Origin of the sequence: Pantoea osteomyelitidis, from assembly GCF_044342975.1 — a bacterium.
Lineage (GTDB): Bacteria > Pseudomonadota > Gammaproteobacteria > Enterobacterales > Enterobacteriaceae > Pantoea > Pantoea osteomyelitidis.
Genome location: NZ_JBGFSN010000003.1, coordinates 172,390 through 197,461, shown reverse-complemented (window position 1 = coordinate 197,461; position 25,072 = coordinate 172,390). Strand labels below are relative to the sequence as shown.

Sequence of the window (25,072 nt, the reverse complement as noted above, 5' to 3'; positions counted from 1 at the left end):
CCCGAAAATTCGGGGCTTTTTATGACTGGACCCTGTACGCCGCTATGCGGCTCGGCACACAATCCAAAAGAATTTTTTTCAAAACTCACTGAGAATGCGTCCGTCGATGCATACAGTATATTTGAAAAAGAACACTAAGGGAAAGTGGTTGCGGGGGCCGGATTTGAACCGACGACCTTCGGGTTATGAGCCCGACGAGCTACCAGGCTGCTCCACCCCGCGTCCGAAAACGTGGCGAATGTTACGCCGAACATGCATTAAATGCAAGTATTACTGAGATTTGGTACCGAGGACGGGACTTGAACCCGTAAGCCCAATCGGGCACTACCACCTCAAGGTAGCGTGTCTACCAATTCCACCACCTCGGCACTTTTTGGACTGCGACCGGTAAACTGTCGCGTCGCAAGCATTGACGATGTTACTGCGGGATATCATTGCCCGGCGTTGCCGGTTTAGCTGGCTGAGTCTGTTGAGACTGAGCCGGCGCAGTGAGATTTTCCCACTCGCTTCCTTTAGAAGTCTTATTGCTGTTCAGGTTACCCAGAATCAAGCTGATGATGAAGAACAGCGTCGCCAGCACTGCGGTCATGCGAGTCATGAAGTTACCAGAACCCGTGGAACCGAACAGCGTTGCAGATGCGCCTGCACCGAATGAGGCTCCCATATCAGCGCCTTTACCTTGCTGAAGCATGATCAGACCCACAAGGCCGATTGCCACAATAAGGAAAACTACCAAAAGAGCTTCGTACATAATCAACCTGTTTCCTTGCACGATAACCGCACAGTTAAAGCTTCACCAGTATCGATGGAGAGTATCGTCATCACCCATCGGAAGCGGGTGTGAATACTAACCAAAGGCGTAACCCTCTGCAAGCGCAATTTTCAACGGCGCGACTGATTGCGGAAAAAAGCGCCAGAGCGGTGATTTTACAGGCGGTTCGGATAAAAATCCCACCGCCTGTCAAGGGTTAAACCGCTTTTACCGCGTCCGCGATGCGATGAGCCAGCGCGGTGACCTGCGCCTCGTCTTCCCCTTCCACCATCACGCGGATCAGCGGTTCGGTGCCCGATTTACGCAGCAGCACGCGTCCGCGTCCCGCCAGCGCTTTTTCCACTTCGGCCGCCACTGCTTTCACCGCGTTGGTCTCCAGCGGATCGGAGTCGCCGCTAAAGCGCACGTTCACCAGCACCTGCGGCAGCAGCTTCATGCCGCTGCACAGATCGTGCAGGCTCATATGATTGCGCACCATGGCGGTAAGCACTTGCAAACCTGCAACGATGCCGTCGCCCGTAGTGGTTTTATCGAGCAGAATAACATGGCCGGAGTTTTCCGCGCCGAGACGCCAGCCCTTCTCCTGCATCTTCTCCAGCACATAGCGGTCGCCCACTTTCGCGCGCGCAAAGGGAATGCCAAGCTGTTTTAGCGCCAGCTCCAGCCCCATATTGCTCATCAGCGTGCCGACCACGCCGCCGCGCAGCTGGCCCTGCCGTAAGCCTTCACGGGCGATGATATAGAGGATCTGATCGCCATCGACCTTGTTGCCCTGATGGTCCACCATCATGATGCGGTCGCCGTCGCCGTCATAGGCGAGTCCCAGGTCCGCTTTTTCATCCAGCACGCGCTGTTGCAGCATAGCCAAATCGGTCGCACCGCACGCCTTGTTGATGTTCATGCCGTCGGGCTGGATGCCGATGGCGATCACTTTGGCGCCCAGCTCGCGCAGCACGTTTGGCGCGATGTGATAGGTCGCGCCGTTCGCGCAGTCCACAACAATTTTCAGACCGTTCAGGCTCAGCTCGCTGGGAAAAGTGCCTTTGCAAAATTCGATATAGCGGCCCGCAGCATCAACAATACGGCTGGCACGTCCCAGTTCCGCTGATTCCACGCAGGTAATCGGCTTATCCATCTCGCGTTCAATCGCCTCTTCCACTTCGTCAGGCAATTTCGTGCCTTCGGTAGAGAAAAATTTGATGCCGTTATCGTCGAAGGGGTTATGCGACGCGGAGATCACGATACCCGCCTCGGCGCGGAAAGTGCGCGTCAGATAGGCAATCGCCGGGGTCGGCATCGGCCCGGTGAAGGCGGCGGTCAGCCCGGCAGCCGCCAGGCCCGCTTCCAGCGCGGACTCCAGCATATAGCCGGAGATGCGGGTATCTTTGCCGATAATGATTTTTTTCGAGCCGTGGCGCGCCAGCACCTTGCCCGCCGCCCAGCCCAGCTTCAGTACAAAATCAGGAGTAATTGGCGTTTCGCCTACTTTGCCGCGAATGCCATCTGTACCGAAATATTTACGCTTACTCACTTGGTTATCCTTTTGCTCTCCGTGTCGCTTCGACAACTCGCATCGCTTCGACCGTTTCTTTTACGTCATGCACACGAATAATCTGCGCCCCCTGCATGGCGGCAATCACCGCGCAGGTCAGGCTGCCGGTTAAGCGCTGCGAAGGACCGACATTCAGCAGCTGCCCAATCATCGATTTACGCGACATCCCGACCAGCAGCGGCAGGCCGAAATGGTGAAAATCAGCCAGGTGGGCCAGCAGCTCATAATTGTGGTTGAGATTCTTACCGAAACCAAAGCCGGGGTCGAGCAGCAGATTCTGTTTTTTGATGCCGGCCGCTTCACATCGGGCGATCTGCTGAGCGAAGTAAGCGTCCACTTCGCTGACCACATTCTGATAATCAGGCGCCTGCTGCATGGTGCGCGGTTCGCCCTGCATATGCATCAGGCACACCGGCAGATCGGTTTCTGCCGCCGCGGCCAGCGCGCCCGGCTCCGAGAGCGAACGGATATCGTTGATGATGTGAGCGCCCGCTCGCGCCGCTTCGCGTATCACTTCTGCTTTCGAGGTATCAACGGAGATCCAGACTTCAAAACGCTGCGCAATCGCTTCTACGATCGGTATCACGCGCGCCAGCTCCTCTTCCACGCTGACCTCATCCGCACCGGGCCGCGTCGACTCTCCGCCCACGTCGATAATGGTTGCCCCGGCATTCACCATCTCATTGGTATGCGTTAGCGCGTCAACCAGCGAATTGTGTTTACCGCCATCAGAGAAGGAGTCCGGCGTGACGTTAAGAATACCCATCACATGCGGAAAAGAGAGATCGAGATGGGAATCACGGGCGTACAACTTCATGACTAAGGTCCCCTTGAGACAAAAAGCAAAATAATGGATGTAAAAAACCCCGGACCAGCCGGGGTTTTGTTTTAGCGCGCAGAACGCCTTATTTGTCGAGCTGCTCAGACATGGTATTGCCTGGGTTCGGCGTACGCGGTTCATCAACCGGACGCGGCGCCTTCGGCGTACCGCTGTTGTCCGAGTTGTTGCTGTTGCCTGCATCATCCCAACCCGCTGGCGGACGCACTTCGCGGCGCGCCATCAGGTCATCGATCTGCGGAGCATCAATGGTTTCATACTTCATCAGCGCGTCTTTCATCGCGTGAAGGATGTCCATGTTTTCGTTCAGAATACGGCGAGCGCGCTGGTAGTTACTGTCGATCAGGTGTTTTACTTCCTGGTCGATAATACGCGCCGTTTCGTCAGACATATGTTTCGCCTTGGCAACGGAACGTCCTAAGAACACTTCGCCTTCTTCTTCCGCATAAAGCAACGGACCCAGTTTTTCCGAGAAGCCCCACTGCGTCACCATGTTACGCGCCAGGTTAGTGGCCACTTTGATGTCGTTGGAGGCACCGGTAGAAACATGTTCTGAACCGTAAATGATCTCTTCCGCCAGACGGCCGCCGTACAGGGTAGAGATCTGACTTTCCAGCTTCTGACGGCTGGCGCTGATCGCATCCCCTTCCGGCAGGAAGAAGGTCACGCCGAGAGCACGGCCGCGCGGAATAATCGTCACTTTGTGAACCGGATCGTGTTCCGGCACAAGGCGACCGATAATCGCATGGCCCGCTTCGTGATACGCGGTCGACTCTTTCTGCGATTCCGTCATCACCATGGATCGACGTTCCGCACCCATCATGATTTTGTCTTTCGCTTTCTCGAACTCAACCATGGAAACCACGCGCTTGTTGCCGCGCGCCGCAAACAGCGCAGCTTCGTTCACCAGGTTAGCCAGATCGGCGCCGGAGAAGCCCGGCGTACCACGCGCGATAATCGCCGCATCGACATCCGTCGCCAAAGGCACGCGACGCATATGCACTTTCAGAATCTGCTCACGTCCTCGCACGTCCGGCAGACCGACGACGACCTGGCGGTCAAAACGACCGGGACGCAACAGCGCCGGGTCAAGCACGTCAGGACGGTTAGTCGCCGCGATAACAATAATACCTTCATTGCCTTCGAAGCCGTCCATCTCAACCAGCATCTGGTTCAGAGTCTGCTCACGTTCATCGTGACCACCGCCTAAACCGGCGCCGCGCTGACGACCCACCGCATCGATCTCATCGATAAAGATGATGCAGGGAGCGGCTTTCTTCGCCTGTTCGAACATGTCACGCACGCGAGATGCGCCGACGCCTACGAACATTTCCACGAAGTCAGAACCTGAAATGGTAAAGAAAGGCACTTTCGCTTCACCGGCGATCGCTTTCGCCAGCAGGGTTTTACCGGTACCCGGCGGGCCCACCATCAGCACGCCTTTAGGAATCTTGCCGCCCAGCTTCTGGAAACGACTCGGCTCGCGCAGGTATTCGACCAGCTCGCCCACTTCTTCTTTTGCTTCGTCACAGCCTGCGACATCAGAAAACGTGGTTTTGATCTGATCTTCGGTCAGCATACGGGCTTTGCTCTTGCCAAAGGACATCGCGCCCTTGCCACCGCCGCCCTGCATCTGCCGCATAAAGAAGATCCACACGCCAATCAGCAGCAGCATCGGGAACCAGGAGATAAAGATTGAAGCCAGCAGGCTCGGCTCTTCCGGCGGTTCGCCAACCACTTTGACGTTTTTGGTCAACAGGTTATCGAGTAACTTGGGATCGTTGACAGGAATATAGGTCGTGTATTTATTACTGTCTTTTTTGGTAACGTTAATCTCACGCCCGTTAATACGTGCCTCGCGGACCTGATCCTGGTTCACTTCCGACAGGAAGGTTGAATAATCAACCCTACGGCCATTCGACTCGCTGGGCCCAAAGCTCTGGAATACCGACATCAGCACGACCGCGATGACTAACCAGAGAATCAGGTTTTTCGCCATGTCACTCAAGGGATTAACCTCATATTACAACTGTGTTAACAGACAGCGTAGGGTACTATAGTTTGCGCCCTGTCGCTACAATGTACACTTCGCGCGAACGTGATCGCGAAGCGTCCGGCTTACGAATTTTCACTTTCGTAAACAGGGAGCGAATTTCCCGGAGGTATTCATCGAAGCCATCTCCCTGAAACACTTTCACCACAAAACTGCCGCCTGGTGCAAGGATATCCCGACACATTTCCAGCGCCAATTCTACCAAATACATCGACCGGGGAATATCAACGGCAGGTGTACCGCTCATGTTGGGTGCCATATCTGACATGACAACCTGAACTTTTTCGTCGCCGACACGTTCAAGCAACGCTTTAATGACCGATTCTTCACGAAAATCGCCCTGAAGGAAATCGACACCAACAATCGGATCCATCGGTAAAATATCACAGGCAATGATGCGCCCGCGCGATCCAATCTGTTGTACAACGTATTGCGACCAGCCGCCAGGCGCAGCGCCCAGATCTACCACGGTCATGCCGGGTTTGAACAGCTTGTCACCCTGTTGTATTTCATCAAGTTTAAACCAGGCGCGCGAACGCAACCCTTTTTTCTGTGCCTGCTGCACATATTTATCGCTAAAGTGTTCCTGAAGCCAGCGGCTTGAACTGGCCGAACGCTTTTTACCCGTCATAATTTTTCCAACTAAATCTTCATCGTAGCGATAAATCATCACGCAATGGGCGCTGTTGATTTGGTGATATACCCGAGATGGCGGTAGAATGACCCGTTTTCAATCCCAAAGTAAGCAAAAAATACGATGAATCTGAGTACCAAACAAAAACAGCACCTGAAAGGCCTCGCCCATCCGCTCAAGCCTGTCGTCATGCTGGGCAACAATGGCCTGACAGAAGGCGTGCTGGCCGAGATCGAACACGCGCTTGAACACCACGAGCTGATCAAGGTGAAAATCGCCACCGAAGATCGTGAAACCCGGCAGCTAGTGGTTGAGGCTATCCTGCGTGAAACCCGCGCCTGTAATGTTCAGGTGATCGGCAAAACGCTGGTGCTGTATCGCCCGTCAAAGGAGAGCAAGATTTCTCTGCCGCGTTAAGTCTGTAAGAGATGTCTGGCTCCGGGCAGAGAAAGTGCCATGCTCCTGCATGGGTTAAAAGGCCGCAGCGCGGCCTTTTTCCTTTCTTTACAATATGAATCTACACATTTCAAAGCGTAGCAATATCTTAAAGGTATTCTACCTTCAAAACCTCATATTCGACATCGCCGCCGGGGGTTTTAATGATGGTAACATCATCAACCTCTTTCCCTACCAGCCCTCGCGCCATCGGCGAGTTCACAGAAATCAGATTTTGTTTAAAATCTGCTTCGTCATCGCCCACGATGCGGTAGGTCGCCTCTTCGTCCGTCTCGGTATTCACTACCGTCACGGTGGCGCCGAAAATCACGCGGCCGGTCTGCGGCATTTTGGTGACGTCGATCACCTGCGCATTCGACAGCTTGGCCTCGATCTCCTGAATACGCCCTTCGCAAAAGCCCTGCTCTTCACGCGCGGCGTGATACTCGGCGTTCTCTTTTAAGTCGCCATGCTCGCGGGCATCGGCAATAGAGGCGATGATGCGTGGGCGCTTCACATTTTTCAGCTCATGAAGTTCTTCACGCAGCTTCTCTGCGCCCCTTAACGTCATGGGAATCTGATTCATTTTAACTCCTCGTCATCTGTCCTGTTTAAACGGCGTCATCCTGACCGGTGACTGCAGAAAAAAGCGTTCTGCGACGCGTTACCCCGTTTTGCAAACAAAAGAATCCTGACCCGGACAAGGTTCCGGGCCAGGAAAGGGTTTTGCAATTTGATACGTATTTTAACGCAGAGTTCCCTGTGGGTCATCGTTTACTTTCCACCGTCATGGGACGTAGTATTGACGGCTTCACCTGCCAGTTACCGCGAGATTATGCGATTTTCACGACTTGTTACCGGATTAACCTGTGCATTTATGCTGCAGGCGCAAGCAGCTTCCGTTGAGGAATACATGCAGTATCTGCCGGACGGCACCAATCTGGCGCTGATGGTACAGAAAGTAGGCGCATCCACCCCGATAATCGATTATCACGGCAAACAGATGGCGCTGCCTGCCAGCACCATGAAAGTTTTTACCGCGCTGGCGGCACTGCTGGAACTGGGCAGCGATTTCCGTTTTCAGACCACGCTGGAGACCAAAGGCGCCGTGAGCGACGGCACGCTGAATGGCGATCTGGTGGCGCGCTTCGGCGGCGACCCGACGTTGAGCCGTCAGGATCTGCGCAACATGGTGGCTGCGCTAAAGAAACAGGGCATTAACCAGATCAAAGGCAATCTGGTGATTGATACCTCGGTATTTGCCAGCCACGATATGGCGCCGGGCTGGCCGTGGAATGATATAACCCAATGCTTCAGCGCCCCGCCGGCGGCAGCAATTGTGGATAAAAACTGCTTTTCGGTGTCGCTCTACAGCGCCAGTTCGCCGGGCGAAAATGCGTTTATCCGCATCGCTTCCTATTATCCTGCCCATATGTTCAGCCAGGTGCGTACAATTGGCCGCAACAGCGGCGAAGGACAATATTGCGAGCTGGACGTGGTACCCGGCGAGCTGAACCGCTACACCCTGACCGGCTGTATGCGCCAGCGCGCTGAGCCGCTGCCGCTGGCGTTTGCGGTACAGGATGGCGCCGCCTGGGCGGGCGAAATTCTGAAAGATGAACTGCATCAGGCGAAGATCGATTACAGCGGCCATCTGCTGCGCCAGACGCAGGTAACCTCGCCCGCCACGGTGCTGGCCTCGACGCAGTCTGCGCCGCTGCACGATCTGCTGAAAATGATGCTGAAGAAGTCAGACAACATGATTGCTGACACGGTTTTCCGCACCATCGGCCACCACTATTTCAACGTGCCCGGCACCTGGCGCGCCGGTTCCGATGCGGTTCGGCGTATTTTGAAAGAGAAAGCGAACATCGATATGGGCAACAGCATTCAGGTGGATGGTTCCGGCCTGTCGCGTCATGATTTGATTGCGCCCGATACCATGATGCAGGCGCTGCAATACATTGCGAAAAACGATCAGACGCTAAACTACATATCAATGCTGCCGCTGGCAGGTTATGACGGTACGCTGCGTTATCGCGGCGGTCTGCATGAAGCGGGCGTGGATGGCAAAGTCTCGGCGAAAACCGGTTCCCTGCAGGGTGTCTACAACCTGGCAGGCTTTATCACCACCGCCAGCGGCGCGCGCGTGGCCTTTGTGCAATATCTGTCGGGCTATGCCGTTCCGCCGGAAGATCAGCGTACGCGTCGCGTGCCGCTGGTGCGCTTTGAGAGCCGCCTTTACAAAGACATCTACCAGAATAACTGACCTATGAAGCTGCTGATTATCGAAGATGACATGTTGCTGCAGGCTGGCCTGGCGCAGGCGCTGAGCAGCCAGGGTTATGCTATCGACTGCGCCGCGAGCGCAGCGGAGAGCGACGCCCTGCTGCACAGCGGTCAGTACAGTTTGATCGTGCTGGATCTCGGCCTGCCCGATCGGGACGGCAGCGATCTGCTGCGTCAGTGGCGCAAAGCGGGCATCGATCTGCCGGTGCTGATCCTCACGGCGCGCGATGCGCTGGAGGATCGCGTTGACGGGCTGGATGCCGGCGCGGACGATTATCTGATCAAACCCTTCGCGCTGGCCGAGTTGCAGGCCAGGGTGCGCGCCCTGATTCGTCGCTATCAGGGCCACAGCGACAATCTTTTGCAGCATGGCGATTTGGTGCTTAACCTCTCTTCGCAACAGGTGCTGCTGGAAAGCCAGCCGGTTGAAATCACGCCGAAGGAGTTTGCCCTGCTGACGCGCCTGCTGATGCGTATCGGGCAGAATGTGCATCGTGAAACGCTGCAGCAGGATCTCTACAGCTGGCAGGACGACAACGGCTCCAACACGCTGGAAGTGCATATTCATAACCTGCGGCGCAAGCTGGGGAAAGATCGTATCAAAACCGTGCGCGGCGTGGGCTACCGGCTGGAAGAACGCCTGTGAACAGTATGCGTCAGCGACTGTTGATCATGCTGGCGCTGATCTTGCTCACCTGTCAGGTAATGAGCGCTATCTGGCTGTGGCATGAAAGCCGCGAACAGATCGGTTTTCTGGTCAACGAAACCCTGTCGGAAAAAGCGCGTAATCAGCACGTTGAAAATGAAATCCGTGAAGCCATCGCTTCGCTGCTGCTGCCCTCGCTGGTGATGGTCTGCTTCACGCTGATCCTCTCGTTCTGGGCCATCAGCTGGATTGTTCGTCCTCTGCGCGCCTTGCAGCGCAGCCTGGCGGAACGTTCAGCCGATAATCTTTCGCCGCTGCCGCTTTATTCGGAGATGGATGAAATCGTTGCGGTCACCTCTTCGCTCAATCAGCTGTTGTCGCGCCTCGATCATACGTTGCAGCAGGAGCGCCTGTTTACCGCCGATGCCGCGCATGAGCTGCGTACGCCGCTGGCCGGGCTGCGTCTGCACCTTGAGCTGATGCAGCAGCAGGGCGTCGCGCAGAGCGAAATGCTGATAACGCGTATCGACCAGTTGATGCACACCGTAGAACAGCTGCTGATGCTCTCGCGCGCCGGTCAGGCGTTGGCCAGCGGTCATTATCAAATCCTCTCCTGGCAGGAGGCGATTTTTCAGCCTCTACAGCCGGAAATGGCGGAACTGTTTGCACAGCGCGCCCAGCAGCTGCGCTGGCCTGACGTGGTGGAGTATTCGCTTCAGGGAGATGCCACGCTGCTGCGCCTGATGCTGCGCAACCTGCTGGAGAACGCTTCGCGTTACAGCCCGGAGGGCAGCGGCGTGACCATCGCCATTAAACAGGAAGAGGATGGCGTGGTGCTCAGCGTGACGGATGAAGGTCCGGGGATCGATACGGGTGCGGCTGAGGAGTTAACCCGTGCGTTCCGCCGCCGGGATCAACGCTACGGCGGCAGCGGCCTGGGACTGAATATTGTGCTGCGCATCGTGCAGATTCATCGCGGCCATCTGCAACTGCTTAACCGACCAGATCGCAGCGGGCTGATTGCCCGCTGCTGGTTGCCTGCGCGCTTAAACTAAGCGTTAAAAATGGGTATTCAGGCTGACGTAGTAAGTCCGTCCCGATTCGTTATAGGTATTGGCGCCTGCGCCGTACATATAAGAATCAGTGGTGGTATTTCCGGTGGTCTGTGCGTTCCCTTCGCGGAAATGGCGCTTATCAAACAGGTTGTCGATACCCAGCGTCACGCTGGCGTACTTGTTGACGTCGTAAGTGCCGCTCAGACCCAGAATCGAATAAGGGCTGACCTGATCCCGCTCGCTGCCGGTTACCGCTTCACCTTTATAGTTGTACTTCTTGGGCACCTGTTTGCCGTACCAGGTTAAGGTGGTTTGCAGCGACAAATCCTGCGTCGCCTGCCAGCTCAGCGTGGAGTTCAGCGTGTACGCCGGGATGATCGACAGACGATCGCCGGTCTCCTTGTTCTTGCTCTGCAACATGTAAGTGATGTTGTTATTCCACTTCACCGTATCGGAGAATGGAATATTCAGCGTGCCTTCCAGCCCTTCCACTACCGCTTTCGGCACGTTTTCCCATTTATAAATATCGGTGGTGCCGGTGGTTGAGGTGCCGGTAGGCAGATAGCCCGCTTCGATCTTGTTGCGGTAGTCGTTGCGGAACCAGGTGACGCCCGCCTGATAGCCGTCGCGTTTCCACTCCAGCCCCACCTCTTTGTTGATGCTGGTCTCCGCTTTAAGATCCTCGTTGCCCATCAGATAACAGGCGCCGGCGCTCGCCGCGCAGCCCTGACCACGGCTGTAGAGCAGGTAGTTGGGATTGGTCTGATAGAGGCTCGGCGCTTTATAGGCGCGGGCGATGCCCAGCTTCAGGGTAAAATCGTCGCCCAGCCCCTGCGACAGGTTCAGCGACGGACTCCAGTTGTTGCCAACGATCGAATGGTGATCGAAACGCAGTCCGGGTACCAGCGTGGTGCTGTCGGTCAGCTCCATATTGTCTTCGGCGAACAGCGAGAAGATCTCTGCCTGCGAATAAGGGCTGCGGTTGGTGCTGGAGATGCCCTCAACTGCCCCGCCCGACAGCGCCTGGGTATTTGATGAAGGATCCTTCATGCGCTGCTGGTTCCATTCTGTGCCGATGGTCGCCGTCTGGTTGACGCCGAACTCGAACGGAATACTCACTTCGCTATGCAGCAGCACATCATCCAGCTGAATGGTGGAGAAGCCGTCGTCAGAGAAGATCCCTTCGGTACCGCCCGCCAGCCCTTCGTCCATACGTGAGTTACGCGTATTTTCATACTGCGCGAAAGTGCGGGTGCTGACGCCGTTATCCCATGCGCCGGTCCAGGTCACGGCAAAGTTCTGACGATAGAGACGGTTGGTCTCGTCGCCATATTTGCTTTGCACCAGCGCGCTGGTGTTGGTGTTCTGCGTATCACCGGCGTAAAGGTTGCCCTGACGACTGTAGCCCGCCTCGAATTCCAGCGCCTGCATCGGCGCAAAGGCCCAGCGCAGCAATGCATTGATATCTTTGTTCTCAACCCCTTCGCGTCCGGCTGGCACCGTATCCGCATAGGTGCCGGTGCGCAGCGACTGATGGCCTTCATTAATGAAGCGCGCATCCGCCTGAGTTTTTGCCAGCCCGCCATAGAGACGGAAACTGACATCGTCGCCCAGCGGGCCGGTCAGGCTGAAGTTGGTGCGTTTGGTTGATCCCTCATCCTTGTGTTGCGGCACGTTGTAATAACTGTTCCAGGAGCCGTGCCATTCGTTGCTATCTTTTTTGGTGATGATATTCACCACGCCGCCGGCGGCGCCGTTACCGTAGCGCGCCGCAGCCGGACCACGGATCACTTCGATGCGATCGATCATCTCCGGCGGCACCCAGCTGGTATCGCCGCGCGTATCGCGCTCGCCACGCCAGCCGAGTCGCACCGAGTTACGGCTGGTGACCGGCAGGCCATCAACCAGAATCAGGGTATTTTCCGGTCCCATGCCGCGGATATCGATCTGGCGATTATTGCCGCGCTGGCCGCTGGTGGAGTTGCCGGTCAGATTAACGCCCGGCATGGTGCGAATAATTTCAGAGACATCGCGCGCGGGGGGACGCTTTTTGATTTCATCAGCGGTGATGGTGGAGACGCCGGGCGCCTGCAGGTTCTGCTCAGCGGCGGTCACCATGATGGTACTGCCGTCGGCGTCCACTTTTTCCGAGGGGCTGCTGGCTGCGCTTTCGCTCGCCTCGGTGGCGGCTGCGGCAGCCCCTGCGCTGGCAGAGAAAAATGACGCGGTTAAACCCAGTTCAATCAGAATGGCTAATGACAAACGTGATAGCTTTTTCATTTTTTTTCATTCCTGGATGACCAGCAGCGCTAAAACGCGAGAACGCGCTGGCGAGCCGGTGAAGGATTCTTGTTGGTTTTAAACGGCCCGTTGCAACCCTGTCATCTCCTTTCCTGCCGCTACATCTCTTTGAAAAAGTGGATGTGACGGGCGAAACGCGCCTGCTCCCCGATGAGCGGAAACACCCTATTGCAAATGCAAATAATTATCAATAGTATTATCTATAACTTTCATGAAACGATCGTTGTGGGTAAAACCACTGATGGTGCCTGTGATGTGGTTAAACGATGAAACCGGCAGTGAAGCCTGGTGGCATGAACAGCAAAAGCGCGGTATTCCGCTAATCGCAACGGCGAAAAACGGTGTTTGTCAGGTCACCTTTTTCTGGCGCGATCCTCAGGGCAGTGAAGCGACCTCAGACACGCAGCGCGTCTGGATCAATATTACCGGCGTGACCGATCATCATCAGCGCGCCGCTCCTCAATCGCTGACGCGCGTGCCGGATACCGATGTCTGGTACTGGCAGACGCAGCTCCCGGCCAACTGGCGCGGCAGCTACTGTCTGATGCCGGATCAACAGGCGGAGAGCTTTAGCGGCGAGCCTGATATCTACGCCTTGCGTAACTGGTGGCGTGCGAAATTCCCTGCTGCTCAGTCCGATCCCCTGAACCACCTGCGTAGCTGGTCTGGCGGACGCGGCATGGGCGTATCACCGCTGCATATGCCGCAGGCGCCGGATCAACAGGTCTGGCAGGCGGTGGATGATGGCAGCGCGCCGACGCTGCCGCTGCGTCACTATCAGTGGGAAAGCCAGCGCCTCGGCAATCGGCGCTCGGTGTGGGTTTATACCAGCGGCGAGGCGCAGCCGGAGAACCGTCCGCTGGCTATTTTGCTTGATGGTCAGTTCTGGGCGCACAGCATGCCGATCGCCTGGCCGCTACAGCAGTTAACCGATGCGGGTGCGCTGCCGCCAGCGGTTTACCTGATGATCGACATCATCGATCGCGAACATCGCAGCCGTGAACTTACCTGCAACCCCGAATTCTGGCTGGCGATCCAGCAAGAACTGCTGCCCCGGCTACAGCAGTGGACGCCGTATCGTCAGGATGCAGGCAGCACCCTGGTGGCTGGCCAGAGCTTTGGCGGTCTGTCGGCGGTTTACGCCGCGCTCCACTGGCCGCAGCATTTCGGCTGCGCCATCAGCCAGTCCGGCTCCTTCTGGTGGCCGTCGCGCGATACGCCGCACGGCTGGCTGATTCAGCAGTTGGAAAAAGGCCTGGGCGTGGATGCGCCGCTGCGCTTTTACCTGGAAGCGGGCCGCCGTGAACGGCTGATTTTACAGGCGAACCAGACGCTGCAACAACAGCTGACCGATGCCGGACATCAGGTCAGCTACCTTCCGGTGGAAGGCGGTCACGATGCGCTCTGCTGGCGCGGCGGGCTGCTGAACGGACTGCAAGCCATGTGGCAAAATTAAATTTATCTCGCCCGCGCACTGCGGGCAGGAGCGAGGCATGGAACATCTCAACCCCTTTGACGATCCGCAACAGGATTGTTGCGTACTGATCAACGCTCAACGGCAGTACAGCCTGTGGCCCACCTTCAGCGCCATTCCCGACGGCTGGCAGTCTGTTTTTGGCCCGCAGCCGCAGGCGGCGTGCCTCGCCTGGCTGGAAGCGAACTGGCGCGATATTCGACCAAATACCACAAGAGGCGGCAATGTCTGAATCGCTGATGAACCGGGACGTTACTGAATATCAAACCCTGCCGCTGGTCGCGGCGCAGCCGGGCATCTGGATCGCCGATCAGCTGTCGAAACATGCCAACGCCTATGCAGTCGCACACTTCGTTGAACTGCGCGGCGAGCTGGACAGCGCGCTGCTGGCCAAAGCCATCGTTGCCGGTATGCAGGAAGCGGACACGCTGAACATGGCTTTTGGCGAGCAGGATGGCGAACCGGTGCAGTGGTTGACGCCGCAGCACTTCAGCGAGCCGTCGATCCTCGATCTGCGTCAGGAAGCGGATCCCGACGCCGCCGCGCGCGCACTGATGCGCCAGGATATGGCAGGCGATCTGCGCGTGCTAAGCGGCACGCCGCTGTGGCATCACAGCCTGATGCGTCTTGGTGATAATCACTGGTACTGGTATCAGCGCTATCACCATCTGGTGGTGGACGGCTTCAGCTTCACGGCGCTGACGCGCCGCATCGCCAATCTTTACAGCGCTCTGGCGCGCAGCGAAATGCCGGAACCCACGCCGTTTATCCCCTTCAGCGAAGTGGTGGAGGAGTATCAGCGCTACCAGCAATCTCCTTCATATCAACGCGACGCACAGTTCTGGCGTGAAAAAGGCGCTCTGCTGCCTACGCCCGCCTCGCTGGCTGCCCAGCCGCTGGCGGGACAAAGCGCCAGTACCGATCTGCTGCGCCAGACGCTGACGTTGGACCGCGATACGTTCCAAACGCTGTTGAGCCATACGCAGCGACAGCAGCTGAGCGCCGCCGATACCGCCTTTGCGCTGGTAGCGCTCTGGCTGGCGCGTCTGAGCGGCCAGAACGATTTTGCCGCCGGCTTTATTTTTATGCGTCGTATCGGTTCCGCCGCGCTCTGCGCCACCGGCCCGGTGATTAACGTGCTGCCGATGGCGGTGCATTACGATCCGGATCGGCCGCTGGCAACATTGGCGGCGCAGCTGGCGACGGAAGTGAAGAAGATGCGTCGCCATCAGCGCTATGACGCCGAGCAGGTGCAGCGCGACCTTGGCCGCCACGGCGACAGCGATCCGCTTTACGGGCCGGTTATCAACCTGAAGATGTTCGATTATCAGCTCGACTTCAACGGCATCGAAGGCGTGACCCATCAGCTGGCCTCCGGCCCGGTACGCGATCTGGAGATCGCCATCTATATCACCGAACAGGGCGAGTTAACGCTGGAGCTGCTGGCTAACGCCGAACGTTATGACGCGGCTACGCTGGCGCAGCACGCCAGCCGCTTTGCGCTGCTGCTTGCGCAGCTGGCACAGCAGCCGGAACGTCCGTGCGGCGAGCTTGATATGCTGACAGCAGCCGAACACCATCAGCTACAGGCGATTAACCAGACCGCGATGCCGATCCCGGCGGAAACCCTGGGGAGTCTGCTGGCGCAACAGGCAGCGCGCGCGCCCGATGCCCATGCGCTGACCGACGGGCAGCATAGCCTGACCTACCGCGAAATGCAGCAGCAGGTGCAGGCGCTGGCGCAGCAGCTGGCGGCGCAGGGCGTGGTTGCGGGCGATATCGTCGCCGTCGCCCTGCCGCGCTCGGTCTGGCTGTCGCTGGCGCTGCAGGCGATTGTCAGCGTCGGCGCGGCTTATCTGCCGCTCGACACCGGCTATCCCGATGAGCGTTTGCAGCTGATGCTGGAAGATGCCGCGCCGAAGCGGCTGATCACCTCAGATGCACTCTCTGCTCGTTTCGCCGCCGTCAGCGCGGTCAGGCAATATCACTATGAAACCCTGCTGCCCGCCGACACGCTGCTGCCCTTGCCGCAGCACGCCCGGCCGCAGGATGGCGCTTATATCATCTATACCTCGGGATCGACCGGACGGCCAAAAGGCGTGCTGGTAGGCCATGAGGCGATCGTCAATCGTCTGCTCTGGATGCAGAATCACTATCCGCTCGGCGCTGACGATGTGGTATTGCAAAAAACCCCGTGCAGCTTCGACGTCTCGGTGTGGGAATTTTTCTGGCCGCTGATCGTTGGCGCGCAGCTGGTGATGGCGCCGCCAGAGGCGCACCGCGATCCCGAGGCGCTGCAACAGCTGTTTGCCCGCTATCAGGTCACCACCACTCACTTTGTGCCGTCGATGCTGGCCGCTTTTGTCGCGGCGCTGGACGATGCGGACGCCGTCGCAAGCTGCCGCTCCCTGCGTCGCGTCTTTTGCAGCGGTGAAGCGCTGCCGACGGAGCTGTCGCGCCAGTGGCAGCAGCTGACGCAGGCGCCATTGCATAATCTTTATGGTCCCACCGAAGCGGCCGTTGACGTCAGCTGGTATCCCGCCTGTGGCGATGAGCTAGATGCGGTGAGCGGAGCCAGCGTGCCCATCGGCTTCCCGGTGTGGAATACCGGCCTGCGTATTCTGGATGCACGCCTGCAGCCGGTGCCGCCGGGCGTGGCGGGGGATCTCTACCTTACCGGCATTCAGCTGGCGCACGGCTATCTCGATCGTCCCGGCCTGACCGCCAGCCGCTTTGTTGCCGATCCTTACGGCAATGGCACGCGCATGTATCGCACCGGCGACGTGGCGCGCTGGCTGGCGAACGGCGCAGTGGAATATCTGGGACGCAGCGACGATCAGCTGAAAATTCGCGGACAGCGCATCGAGCTGAGCGAAATCGATCATGCTCTTGCCGCTCTGCCTGGCATTGAGCAGGCGGTAACCCATGCGGTGGTGTTGGGCGACAGCGCCACGCAGCAGGGCGATGCGCGCCAGCTGGTGGGCTACGTGATCGCCAGCGAGCCGCTGGCGAGCGAGGCGATACGTGACGCGCTCAGCCAGCAATTGCCGGCGCATATGGTGCCGGTAGCCATCGTTCAGCTCGAGGCGTTTCCGCTCAGCAGCAACGGCAAGCTGGATCGTAAAGCGCTGCCGCTGCCGCAGGCCAGTGCTTCCGGCCCGTCACGCGCGCCGTTGCCGGGGCTGGAAAGCGCGCTGGCTGACGCTTTCTGCGCCCTGCTGGAACGCGACAGCATCAGCGCTCAGGATGATTTCTTCGCCCTCGGCGGTCATTCCCTGCTGGCGATGCGCCTTGCGGCACGGCTGAGGCGCGCGTTGCAGCAGCCGGTTTCCGTCGGCCAGATCATGGTGGCCTCCAGCGTTGAAAAACTGGCGGCATTGCTGAGCAGTGAGGCGGACAGCCAGCGCGCCGGATTTGAGCCGGTTCTGCCGCTGCGTCGCGGCGATGGTCCCACCCTGTTCTGCTTCCATCCCGCTTCCGGCTTTGCCTGGCAGTTCAGCATACTGCAGCGCTATCTCGATGCGCGCTGGTCGCTGATGGGTATTCAGTCGCCCGATCTGCACGGGCCGCTCAACAAGAGCGCCACGCTGGACGAGGTGTGTGAAGCGCACCTGCAAACGCTGCGGCGCGTACAGCCGCACGGTCCTTATTACTTTATCGGCTATTCCCTCGGCGGCACGCTGGCGCAGGCCATCGCCGCCCGCCTGGAGGCGGCCGGTGAAACCGTCGCCTTCCTCGGCCTGCTGGATACCTGGCCGCCGGAAACGCAGAACTGGGATGAAAAGCGCGGCGTGAACGTCCTGGATCCGCGGGTAGTAGAGGAGGTAAACCGCGAGCGCGAACAGTTTATTGCGGCGCAGCGTCAGCAGGCGGGAGCAGAGATGGAGACGATGTTCGACGCTATTGAGGCCAACTACGCCAGTTCGGTGCGTCTGCTGGCTACGGCGCGCAGTGCGCGCTTTAACGGACGCGCTACGCTGTTCCTGGCCACACAGACGTTACAGCCCGGGCAGGATGCGCGTTGCGCCTGGGCGCCTTACACCGCTGAGCTGGAGATCCGGCCAGTGGCGTGCGCCCACGTTGACATTATTTCACCCGCTATGTTTGAGCAGATCGGTCCGCAGCTGCAACAAATCCTGGCGGGATTTGACGATAAGCAGGCTTAACGCGTCCGCCCAAGCGGCACAATCATTGGAGTATGCGCAATCGGATCCTCTACAATGACGCAGCGCAGCCCGTATACCGCTTCGATCAGCGCTGGCGTCACGATCTCCGCCGGTTTGCCTTCTGCCACAATTTGCCCGTCGCGCATGGCGATCAGATGGGTGGCATAGCGGCAGGCGTGGTTGAGATCGTGCAGCACCACCACCAGCGTCCGGCCATGCTGCTGATTGAGATCGCACATCAGCTCCAGTAACTCGATCTGATGGGTAATATCCAGCCAGGTGGTGGGTTCATCCAGCAGCAGCAGAGGCGTCTCCTGCGCCAGCACCATCGCGATCCAGACGCGCTGACGCTGGCCGCCGGAGAGCGTATCCACACTCTGCTGAGCCAGATCGGCCACGCCCGTCGCCTGCATCGCCCGCGTGACGGCGTCTTCATCCTCTGTCCGCCAGCGGCCAAACAGCGGCTGATGGGGATAGCGGCCACGCGCCACCAGTTCGCTGACGCTGATGCCCGCCGGCGCGCTGGAGCTTTGCGGCAGCAGACCGAGCCGCCGCGCCACTTCTTTGCTGGGATAACGGGCGATTGCCTGACCATCCAGCCAGACCTCTCCCTGTAGCGGCGCGTTTAAGCGGCTCAGGGTGCGCAGCAGCGTCGATTTCCCACAGGCGTTGGGGCCGATGATCACCGTCAGCTCGCCGTCCGGGATGGTCACCGACAGGTTTTGCGCCACCACCTTTTTCTCATAGCCGAGCGTCAGCTGTTCCGCCCGTAGCCGTGAAGCGATCGTTGTCATCGCTGCCGCGCCTCCCGCACCAGTAAAGCAATCAGATAAAGGCCGCCCAGGCTGACGGTAATCACGCCAACCGGCAGCTGCCAGGGTAAAAAGAGATGTTGCGCCGCGTAGTCTGCGGCGATCAGCAGCAGCGCGCCGCAGAATGCCGCCAGCGGCAGCGCGCCCTTCACGCCGCCGCTAAGACGCCGGGCGATCTGCGGCGCCAGCAGCGCTACAAAGGAGATGGGTCCCACCAGCGCGGTGGAAGCCGCGGTGAGCACCACGCCGATCAGCATCAGCCAGAGGCGGCTGCGCTCCACCGGCACGCCGAGCGCGCAGGCGGTATCGTCGCCCATCTCCATCAGACGCATACGCCGCGCCAGCAGCCATGTCGCGCCCAGCGCCAGCAGCAGCAGCACAATCACCGGCCCCGTTTTTGCCCAGGTAATGCCGTTCAGCGAACCGGCGCTCCATAATCCCGCACTTAACGCCGCCTCCAGCGAGGCGCTGATAATCAGCCAGCTGTTCAGCGCCATCAGCAGCGCACGCACGCTGATGCCGACGATAATCAGACGGAAAGTTTCGACGCCGTTGCGCCAGGCAAACAGATAAACCAGCGCGGCGGTAGCGATGCCGCCCAGCAGCGCCGCAGCGGTCATGCCCGCCATGTTTTGATGAAACAGCACCAGCGCCACCAGCACGCCGCTGTAGGCGCCGGTATTGAAGCCGAGAATATCAGGACTGCCGAGGGGATTGCGCAGCAGCGACTGAAAGATCGCGCCGCTGACACCCAGCGCCGCGCCAACCAGCAGCGCCATGATGACGCGCGGCAGCCGCCACTCGGTGACAATCAGCGTGACGTTGCGCGGCGCTTCGCCGGTAAAAAGCTGCCAGAGCTGCGCGCCGCTGACCGGCAGTGTTCCCCGACTCACGCCCCAGTAAGCGAACAGCAGACAGGCGAGCAGCAGCCACAGCGAATGAAGCGCGAGACGACGATTCATCGGTTCCCTCTTCCCCGCTCGCGACGCACCAGGATAATCAGCATCGGCGCGCCCAGAATCGCCGTGACGATGGAGACGCGCAGCTCGCCCGGCACCAGCAGGCGCCCCAGGATATCGGCAGCCAGCAGCAAACAGGGAGTTAATAGCAGCGTTCCGGGCAGCTGCCAGCGGTGATCGTTCCCCATCAGCCAGCGCGCCAGATGAGGCGTCATCAGGCCGAGGAAGGCGATGGGGCCGACGGCGGCGGTAGCGGCACCGCACAGCAGCGTAATCGCCAGCAGGCCAAGCAGTTGGGTGCGCGCCACGCGCGTACCGAGCGCGGTAGCCAGATCGCCGCCCATGCTCAGGCTGTTAAGGGACCGCGCCAGGCCAAGGGACAGCAGGCTGCCGAGCAGAATCGCCGGGAACACCGCCCGCAATATCGCCATGCTGCGAATATCCAGCGAGCCGCTGTGCCAGAAGCGCAGATGGTCATAAATGTCGGGATTAAGCAATGAGATGCCGGAGGTCAGCCCCTCCAGTACCGCGCCCAGCGCCACGCCCGCCAGCGTCAGACGCACCGGATTGACGCGGCCGCCGCCCAGCGCGCCGGTCAGTGCCACCAGCGTTGCTGCAATCAGCGCACCGGCAAAGGCGAAGCCGAGCCAGTCGGCGGGCGTATCGGCATGAAACAGCGCAATCCCGATCACCACGGCGAAACCGGCTCCGGCATTAATGCCCAGAATACCGGGATCCGCCAGCGGATTACGCGTCAGGGTTTGCATCAGCGCGCCAGCCAGGCCGAGCGCCGCGCCCGCCAGCAGCCCGGCAAGAGTGCGTGGCAGGCGCGCATCGCGCACGATAGTGCAGTCGGCACTGCCGCAGGAGTGAAAAAGCGCGTTAAACACATCGGAAAAGGCGATCGATTTTGCTCCCAGCATCAGGCTGAGAGCGATAAGGAGCAATAGCAGAATCCCTGAACCTGCCATTGCGCGGATCTGGCGCATAGCGTTTTAAACCTTCACTGATCAACGACATTGCGAGCGAGCACTCCCCGATTACAGCGGGGAAAATATGATAATGACACTTATTATCGTTATTACTCGTATTTGTCTATGTTATCACGACTCGCTTATCTGCGCATAACGGATCACGATTTCACGAACAGCTGCTCCAGACGCGTCAGCAAATTGCTGGCGCTGTAGTAATCGAGGCGAAAAGTCTCCACGCCCAGCGCGTAAACCTGCTTCTGCTGCACCGCCGCCGTTTGTGCCAGGAAGGGATTGTTCAGCACCGATTGTGCGGTTTTCTCTTCCGCCGCGAACAACAGATAGCTGTTGCCGTTCAGTCCGCTGGCAAGATTCTCGCCCGCAAGCTGAATAATATCTTTGCGCTGGCCCATGCTGTGGCCGCGCTGTAGCGAGGCAGGAGGCGTGGCGAGCGTAAAACCGAGCTGCTGCAACAGTTTTCCCTGCGCCGAGTCGCCGGTCCAGAGGTTAACCGCACGGCCATCGCCGTTCCACACCATGGCGGAAACCGGCTGCGGCGGCAGCGTCAGTTTCTGCTTTAGCGCCGCTTCGCGATCGTCAAAGGCTTTGACGCGTGCGGCGGCCTGCGCCTCATGGCCGGTGGCCTGCCCCAGCAGCGTCACCAGCTGCTGCCAGCTTTTATCGTCGTAATTGACTACCAGTGTCGGCGCGATGGCGGACAGCTGATCCGCCAGCCTGATCGCTGAATCGTTGCCGGTCGCGCTGACAATAATCAGATCCGGCGCTTCTGCCGCCACCGCTTCCGCGCTCGGCTCGCCAATATAGAGACGTTTCACGCCACGCTGTTTCGCCACATCGCCCCACTGACGGAAAAAGCCCTGCGCATCCGCCACGCGACTGCCTGGCGCCGTGGCGCCGCTGGCAATAACCGGCGCATCAATCGCCAGCAGCGAACCGGTCAGCGTCACGCTGGTAGAGACGATGCGTTGCGGCGCGTGCTCCAGCGTCACGGTTCCGTTCGCGCCCTGAACCTGACGCGGCCAGCCTTCCGCCGCCTGTGCTGATGCCGAAAAGGCGTGCAAAACAACAAAAATAGCGGCGATCACGCCAGAATAACCACGCTTAAACATAAAACTTATCCCACTCTTTCCGTTATCTGAACCTGACAGAATATGCTGATTTTGCACCCATACGCCGGGAAAATAGGGTGAATTTATTGACACTCATCTTCAATCGACGTAGGTTACACGACCACAATACAAATGATAATCATTATTAATCCTTTTATCATTTAAGGTGGGATTATGGTGGAAACCGTGACGTTTGAAAATGCCTCGCGAGTGGATTTTTCCGCGCTTTGCCGGGGCTTCTTGTTTACCTCCCCCTGGCGCAGCCTGATGACCCAAGGCTGCTATACCACGTTAAACCAACCGGTTACCGATGGCGATATGCTGAATGGCAATTTCCAGCGCCAGCTGCATCATCACTTCAGCGCCGCGAAACGGGCAGGCATCGCCAAACCCATTCTGGTCGGCGCCATTCCTTTTGATGTCAGCCAGCCAGCGACGCTGTTTATTCCCGAATCCTGGCAACGCTTCCGGCGTAACGATCTGCTGGCGGCGCTGCCGCAGACCCGCGTGGATTTACCTGTGATTCGCCGACGCGCTGCGGTGCCGGAGCATGATGCCTTTACGCAGATGGTGGCACAGGCGGTAGCGGCAACGCGGCGCGGCGAGCTGGATAAGGTGGTGTTGTCGCGCCTGATGGATATCGTAACCGAAGAGCCGGTGGATACCGCCGCGCTGATGCAGCGTATCATGCTGCAAAATCCCAACAGCTATCACTTCCATCTGCCGCTGTCGCAGGGCGGCGCTCTGCTGGGCGCCAGCCCGGAGCTGCTGCTGCGCAAACAGGGACGTGAATTCAGCTCCTGTCCGCTGGCTGGCTCGGCGCGTCGTGAAGCGGAGCCGGATCGCGACCGCGCCGCAGGCGAAAGCCTGATGAACTCTGCTAAAGATCGCCACGAACATCAGTTGGTGACCAACGCCATGCGCCATGTTTTGCAATCGCGCAGTCGCCAGCTTGCCGTGCCCGTACAGCCCTCGCTGATCACCACCGCCACCTTATGGCATCTCGCGACGCAGATTGATGGCGAAGCGCTGGACGATCATGAAAACGCCCTGTCGCTGGCGTGTTTGCTGCACCCTACCCCTGCCCTGAGCGGTTTTCCGCATCAGCACGCGCAGCGTCTGATCCAACAGCTCGAGCCTTTTGATCGCCAGCTGTTTGGCGGCATCGTCGGCTGGTGCGACGCCGAAGGCAACGGCGAATGGGTAGTGACTATTCGCTGCGGAACGGTGCAGGGCGCGCGGGTTCGGCTGTTTGCCGGCGCCGGCATCGTGGCCGATTCGCAACCTGAATCAGAATGGCGGGAGACCGGGGTTAAGCTCGATACCATGCTCCGCGCCTTTGGACTGCAATAAAGGAAACACCATGACGATCCCCTATACCCGCTGGCCCGACGATTTGGCGGCGCGCTACCGTGAAAAAGGCTACTGGCTGGATCTGCCGCTGACCGACATTCTCGATCGGCAACAAAAGAATGATGACGTCGCCGTGATTGATGGCGATCGTAAGATCACCTTTCGTCAGCTGGCCCAGCTGAGCGATAACCTCGCTGCGGCGTTGCAGCGTCGTGGCCTGAAAGCGGGCGAGACGGCGTTGGTGCAGTTAGCTAACGTCGCCGATTTCTACCTGACGCTTTTCGCGCTGTTTAAAATTGGCGTGGTGCCGGTAAACGCGCTTTTCAGCCATCAGCGCACCGAGCTGCGCGCCTATGCCATGCAGATTGAACCGGCGCTGCTGATTGCCGACCGCGAGCATGCGCTGTTTCGCGACGATACCTTTATCGATGCGCTCTGCGCAGCGCATCCATCGCTGCGCCATGTGGTATTGCGTAACGACTCTCAACCGGAGAACAGCCTGGACGCGCTGCTGGCCGAAGAGGCGGACGCTTTTCACGCCTCGCCGTCGGCTGCCGATGAGGTCGCCTTTTTCCAGCTCTCCGGTGGCAGCACCGGTACGCCAAAGCTGATTCCGCGCACCCATAACGACTACTATTACAGCATTCGGGCCAGCGTGGAAATTTGCGGCGTCACGGCGCAAACCCGCTATCTGATCGCCCTGCCCGCGGCTCACAACTACCCGATGAGCTCGCCTGGCGCGCTTGGCGTTTTTTATGCCGGTGGCCGGGTGGTGTTGGCCGCCGACCCCAGCGCGACACTCTGTTTCCCGCTGATTGAAAAGCATCAGATTACCGATACTGCGCTGGTGCCGCCCGCCGTCAGCCTGTGGTTGCAGGCGATAGCTGAATGGGGCGGCAACAAACAGCTCGCTTCCCTCCGGCTGTTGCAGGTGGGCGGCGCCAAACTGGGCGAAACGCTGGCGGCGCGTATTCCCACCGAGATCGGTTGTCAGCTGCAACAGGTTTTTGGCATGGCGGAAGGTCTGGTCAACTACACGCGCCTGGATGACGATCAACAAACCATTCTCACCACGCAGGGCCGCCCGATTTCTGAGGATGACGAAGTGTGGGTGGCTGATGAGAACGGCAATCCGCTGCCCGCAGGCGAAACCGGTCGCCTGATGACGCGCGGCCCTTATACCTTCCGCGGCTACTATAAAAGTCCGGAACATAACGCCAGCTGCTTCGACGCCAACGGCTTCTACTGCTCGGGCGACCTGATCGAGATCACCCCTGAAGGCTATATCAAGGTTCACGGGCGGGAAAAGGATCAGATTAACCGTGGCGGCGAGAAGATTGCCGCGGAAGAGATCGAAAACCTGCTGCAACGTCATCCCGACGTGATCCACGCGGCGCTGGTTTCCATGTCTGATGAGCTGATGGGCGAAAAAAGCTGCGCCTTTATTGTCGCGCGCCAGCCGATCAAACCGGTAGTGCTGCGTCGCCATCTGCGTGAGCTGGGCGTCGCCGAATTCAAGCTGCCGGACCGTATAACCTGCGTAGATGCCCTGCCGCTGACCCCGGTCGGCAAGGTGGATAAGAAACGTCTGCGCCAACAGCTTGCCGATTAACCGCAAGCGTGACCTGTTCA

General features: G+C 58.9%; 20 protein-coding genes and 2 tRNA genes. 9 read left to right on the top strand and 13 right to left on the bottom strand.

The genetic code is table 11. From position 1 onward, the window contains the following. Positions 1-145: 145 nt before the first annotated feature. The 7 genes from ABU178_RS03190 to rlmE form a co-directional block, all read right to left on the bottom strand. A tRNA-Met gene (locus ABU178_RS03190) sits at positions 146-222 on the bottom strand. A gap of 59 nt (positions 223-281) precedes the next feature. Continuing rightward, positions 282-368, bottom strand: a tRNA-Leu gene (locus ABU178_RS03185). A 50-nt stretch (positions 369-418) separates the two neighbouring features. Next, complete coding sequence (gene secG, locus ABU178_RS03180; protein WP_397211916.1) at positions 419-751, bottom strand: preprotein translocase subunit SecG; 333 nt, start codon at positions 749-751, stop codon at positions 419-421. A 217-nt stretch (positions 752-968) separates the two neighbouring features. Further along, complete coding sequence (gene glmM / locus ABU178_RS03175) at positions 969-2,303, bottom strand: phosphoglucosamine mutase (protein ID WP_397211914.1); 1,335 nt, start codon at positions 2,301-2,303, stop codon at positions 969-971. Positions 2,304-2,307: 4 nt separating this feature from the next. Next, the gene (gene folP, locus ABU178_RS03170; protein ID WP_397211912.1) at positions 2,308-3,141 is read right to left on the bottom strand and encodes a dihydropteroate synthase; all 834 of its coding nucleotides are present in this window, start codon (positions 3,139-3,141) and stop codon (positions 2,308-2,310) included. Between the two features lie 88 nt (positions 3,142-3,229). Beyond that, the gene (ftsH, locus tag ABU178_RS03165; RefSeq protein ID WP_397211910.1) at positions 3,230-5,161 is read right to left on the bottom strand and encodes an ATP-dependent zinc metalloprotease FtsH; all 1,932 of its coding nucleotides are present in this window, start codon (positions 5,159-5,161) and stop codon (positions 3,230-3,232) included. A gap of 55 nt (positions 5,162-5,216) precedes the next feature. After that, positions 5,217-5,846: a 23S rRNA (uridine(2552)-2'-O)-methyltransferase RlmE gene (rlmE, locus tag ABU178_RS03160; protein WP_397212514.1), complete on the bottom strand. Its 630-nt coding sequence runs from the start codon at positions 5,844-5,846 to the stop codon at positions 5,217-5,219. Positions 5,847-5,972: 126 nt separating this feature from the next. Between rlmE and yhbY the strand changes: the two genes are divergently transcribed. Beyond that, positions 5,973-6,266, top strand: a complete 294-nt coding sequence (yhbY, locus tag ABU178_RS03155) for a ribosome assembly RNA-binding protein YhbY (RefSeq protein WP_397211908.1) — start codon at positions 5,973-5,975, stop codon at positions 6,264-6,266. A gap of 127 nt (positions 6,267-6,393) precedes the next feature. On the opposite strand, the gene greA is transcribed toward yhbY, so the two are convergent. After that, positions 6,394-6,870, bottom strand: coding sequence for a transcription elongation factor GreA (gene greA / locus ABU178_RS03150; RefSeq protein ID WP_397211906.1), 477 nt, complete (start codon positions 6,868-6,870; stop codon positions 6,394-6,396). A gap of 249 nt (positions 6,871-7,119) precedes the next feature. Between greA and dacB the strand changes: the two genes are divergently transcribed. From dacB to pmrB, 3 genes are read left to right on the top strand one after another with little or no spacing between them, the layout of a single operon-like run. Further along, positions 7,120-8,553 (top strand): serine-type D-Ala-D-Ala carboxypeptidase, encoded by a 1,434-nt coding sequence (dacB, locus tag ABU178_RS03145; RefSeq protein ID WP_397211904.1) that lies wholly within the window; start codon positions 7,120-7,122, stop codon positions 8,551-8,553. 3 nt (positions 8,554-8,556) lie between these two features. Beyond that, positions 8,557-9,219 carry a two-component system response regulator PmrA gene (gene pmrA, locus ABU178_RS03140; RefSeq protein WP_397211902.1) on the top strand — a complete coding sequence of 221 codons (663 nt, stop codon included), beginning with the start codon at positions 8,557-8,559 and terminating at the stop codon, positions 9,217-9,219. Further along, positions 9,216-10,274, top strand: coding sequence for a two-component system sensor histidine kinase PmrB (pmrB, locus tag ABU178_RS03135; protein ID WP_397211900.1), 1,059 nt, complete (start codon positions 9,216-9,218; stop codon positions 10,272-10,274). Before pmrA ends, pmrB begins: the two co-directional genes overlap by 4 nt. A 3-nt stretch (positions 10,275-10,277) precedes the next feature. On the opposite strand, the gene ABU178_RS03130 is transcribed toward pmrB, so the two are convergent. Continuing rightward, positions 10,278-12,554, bottom strand: a complete 2,277-nt coding sequence (locus ABU178_RS03130) for a TonB-dependent siderophore receptor (RefSeq protein ID WP_397211898.1) — start codon at positions 12,552-12,554, stop codon at positions 10,278-10,280. Positions 12,555-12,816: 262 nt separating this feature from the next. Here ABU178_RS03130 and fes point away from each other — a divergent pair, with 262 nt between their 5' ends. The 3 genes from fes to ABU178_RS03115 are packed head-to-tail and all read left to right on the top strand — an operon-like array spanning position 12,817 to position 18,215. After that, positions 12,817-14,031: an enterochelin esterase gene (gene fes, locus ABU178_RS03125; RefSeq protein ID WP_397212513.1), complete on the top strand. Its 1,215-nt coding sequence runs from the start codon at positions 12,817-12,819 to the stop codon at positions 14,029-14,031. A 37-nt stretch (positions 14,032-14,068) separates the two neighbouring features. Continuing rightward, complete coding sequence (locus tag ABU178_RS03120) at positions 14,069-14,281, top strand: MbtH family protein (protein ID WP_397211896.1); 213 nt, start codon at positions 14,069-14,071, stop codon at positions 14,279-14,281. Continuing rightward, entirely contained in the window at positions 14,274-18,215 is a 3,942-nt protein-coding gene (locus ABU178_RS03115) for an enterobactin synthase subunit F (RefSeq protein ID WP_397211894.1), read from the top strand. Before ABU178_RS03120 ends, ABU178_RS03115 begins: the two co-directional genes overlap by 8 nt. Here ABU178_RS03115 and ABU178_RS03110 read toward each other — a convergent pair. The 4 genes from ABU178_RS03110 to fepB form a co-directional block, all read right to left on the bottom strand. Beyond that, positions 18,212-19,009: an ATP-binding cassette domain-containing protein gene (locus ABU178_RS03110; RefSeq protein ID WP_397211892.1), complete on the bottom strand. Its 798-nt coding sequence runs from the start codon at positions 19,007-19,009 to the stop codon at positions 18,212-18,214. The two genes, ABU178_RS03115 and ABU178_RS03110, sit on opposite strands and share 4 nt — an antisense overlap. Then, positions 19,006-19,989: an iron-enterobactin ABC transporter permease gene (fepG, locus tag ABU178_RS03105; RefSeq protein WP_397211890.1), complete on the bottom strand. Its 984-nt coding sequence runs from the start codon at positions 19,987-19,989 to the stop codon at positions 19,006-19,008. Before fepG ends, ABU178_RS03110 begins: the two co-directional genes overlap by 4 nt. After that, entirely contained in the window at positions 19,986-20,975 is a 990-nt protein-coding gene (gene fepD, locus ABU178_RS03100) for a Fe(3+)-siderophore ABC transporter permease (RefSeq protein WP_397211888.1), read from the bottom strand. The genes fepG and fepD overlap by 4 nt, the downstream gene beginning before the upstream one ends. A gap of 143 nt (positions 20,976-21,118) precedes the next feature. Then, positions 21,119-22,087: a Fe2+-enterobactin ABC transporter substrate-binding protein gene (gene fepB / locus ABU178_RS03095; RefSeq protein ID WP_397211886.1), complete on the bottom strand. Its 969-nt coding sequence runs from the start codon at positions 22,085-22,087 to the stop codon at positions 21,119-21,121. A 174-nt stretch (positions 22,088-22,261) separates the two neighbouring features. On the opposite strand from fepB, the gene ABU178_RS03090 reads away from it, so the two are divergent. Both ABU178_RS03090 and ABU178_RS03085 read left to right on the top strand, forming a co-directional pair. After that, positions 22,262-23,440, top strand: a complete 1,179-nt coding sequence (locus tag ABU178_RS03090; protein ID WP_397211884.1) for an isochorismate synthase — start codon at positions 22,262-22,264, stop codon at positions 23,438-23,440. A 10-nt stretch (positions 23,441-23,450) separates the two neighbouring features. After that, positions 23,451-25,052: a (2,3-dihydroxybenzoyl)adenylate synthase gene (locus tag ABU178_RS03085; RefSeq protein ID WP_397211882.1), complete on the top strand. Its 1,602-nt coding sequence runs from the start codon at positions 23,451-23,453 to the stop codon at positions 25,050-25,052. Positions 25,053-25,072: the final 20 nt, after the last annotated feature.

What these genes read in the sequence shown, in the direction of transcription:
- secG (WP_397211916.1), bottom strand. Translation starts at nt 751, where the DNA reads ATGTACGAAGCTCTTTTGGTAGTTTTCCTTATTGTGGCAATCGGCCTT.
- folP (WP_397211912.1), bottom strand. Translation starts at nt 3,141, where the DNA reads ATGAAGTTGTACGCCCGTGATTCCCATCTCGATCTCTCTTTTCCGCAT.
- ftsH (WP_397211910.1), bottom strand. Translation starts at nt 5,161, where the DNA reads ATGGCGAAAAACCTGATTCTCTGGTTAGTCATCGCGGTCGTGCTGATG.
- rlmE (WP_397212514.1), bottom strand. Translation starts at nt 5,846, where the DNA reads ATGACGGGTAAAAAGCGTTCGGCCAGTTCAAGCCGCTGGCTTCAGGAA.
- yhbY (WP_397211908.1), top strand. Translation starts at nt 5,973, where the DNA reads ATGAATCTGAGTACCAAACAAAAACAGCACCTGAAAGGCCTCGCCCAT.
- greA (WP_397211906.1), bottom strand. Translation starts at nt 6,870, where the DNA reads ATGAATCAGATTCCCATGACGTTAAGGGGCGCAGAGAAGCTGCGTGAA.
- dacB (WP_397211904.1), top strand. Translation starts at nt 7,120, where the DNA reads ATGCGATTTTCACGACTTGTTACCGGATTAACCTGTGCATTTATGCTG.
- pmrA (WP_397211902.1), top strand. Translation starts at nt 8,557, where the DNA reads ATGAAGCTGCTGATTATCGAAGATGACATGTTGCTGCAGGCTGGCCTG.
- ABU178_RS03130 (WP_397211898.1), bottom strand. Translation starts at nt 12,554, where the DNA reads ATGAAAAAGCTATCACGTTTGTCATTAGCCATTCTGATTGAACTGGGT.
- fes (WP_397212513.1), top strand. Translation starts at nt 12,817, where the DNA reads ATGGTGCCTGTGATGTGGTTAAACGATGAAACCGGCAGTGAAGCCTGG.
- ABU178_RS03120 (WP_397211896.1), top strand. Translation starts at nt 14,069, where the DNA reads ATGGAACATCTCAACCCCTTTGACGATCCGCAACAGGATTGTTGCGTA.
- ABU178_RS03115 (WP_397211894.1), top strand. Translation starts at nt 14,274, where the DNA reads ATGTCTGAATCGCTGATGAACCGGGACGTTACTGAATATCAAACCCTG.
- ABU178_RS03110 (WP_397211892.1), bottom strand. Translation starts at nt 19,009, where the DNA reads ATGACAACGATCGCTTCACGGCTACGGGCGGAACAGCTGACGCTCGGC.
- fepG (WP_397211890.1), bottom strand. Translation starts at nt 19,989, where the DNA reads ATGAATCGTCGTCTCGCGCTTCATTCGCTGTGGCTGCTGCTCGCCTGT.
- fepD (WP_397211888.1), bottom strand. Translation starts at nt 20,975, where the DNA reads ATGCGCCAGATCCGCGCAATGGCAGGTTCAGGGATTCTGCTATTGCTC.
- fepB (WP_397211886.1), bottom strand. Translation starts at nt 22,087, where the DNA reads ATGTTTAAGCGTGGTTATTCTGGCGTGATCGCCGCTATTTTTGTTGTT.
- ABU178_RS03090 (WP_397211884.1), top strand. Translation starts at nt 22,262, where the DNA reads ATGGTGGAAACCGTGACGTTTGAAAATGCCTCGCGAGTGGATTTTTCC.
- ABU178_RS03085 (WP_397211882.1), top strand. Translation starts at nt 23,451, where the DNA reads ATGACGATCCCCTATACCCGCTGGCCCGACGATTTGGCGGCGCGCTAC.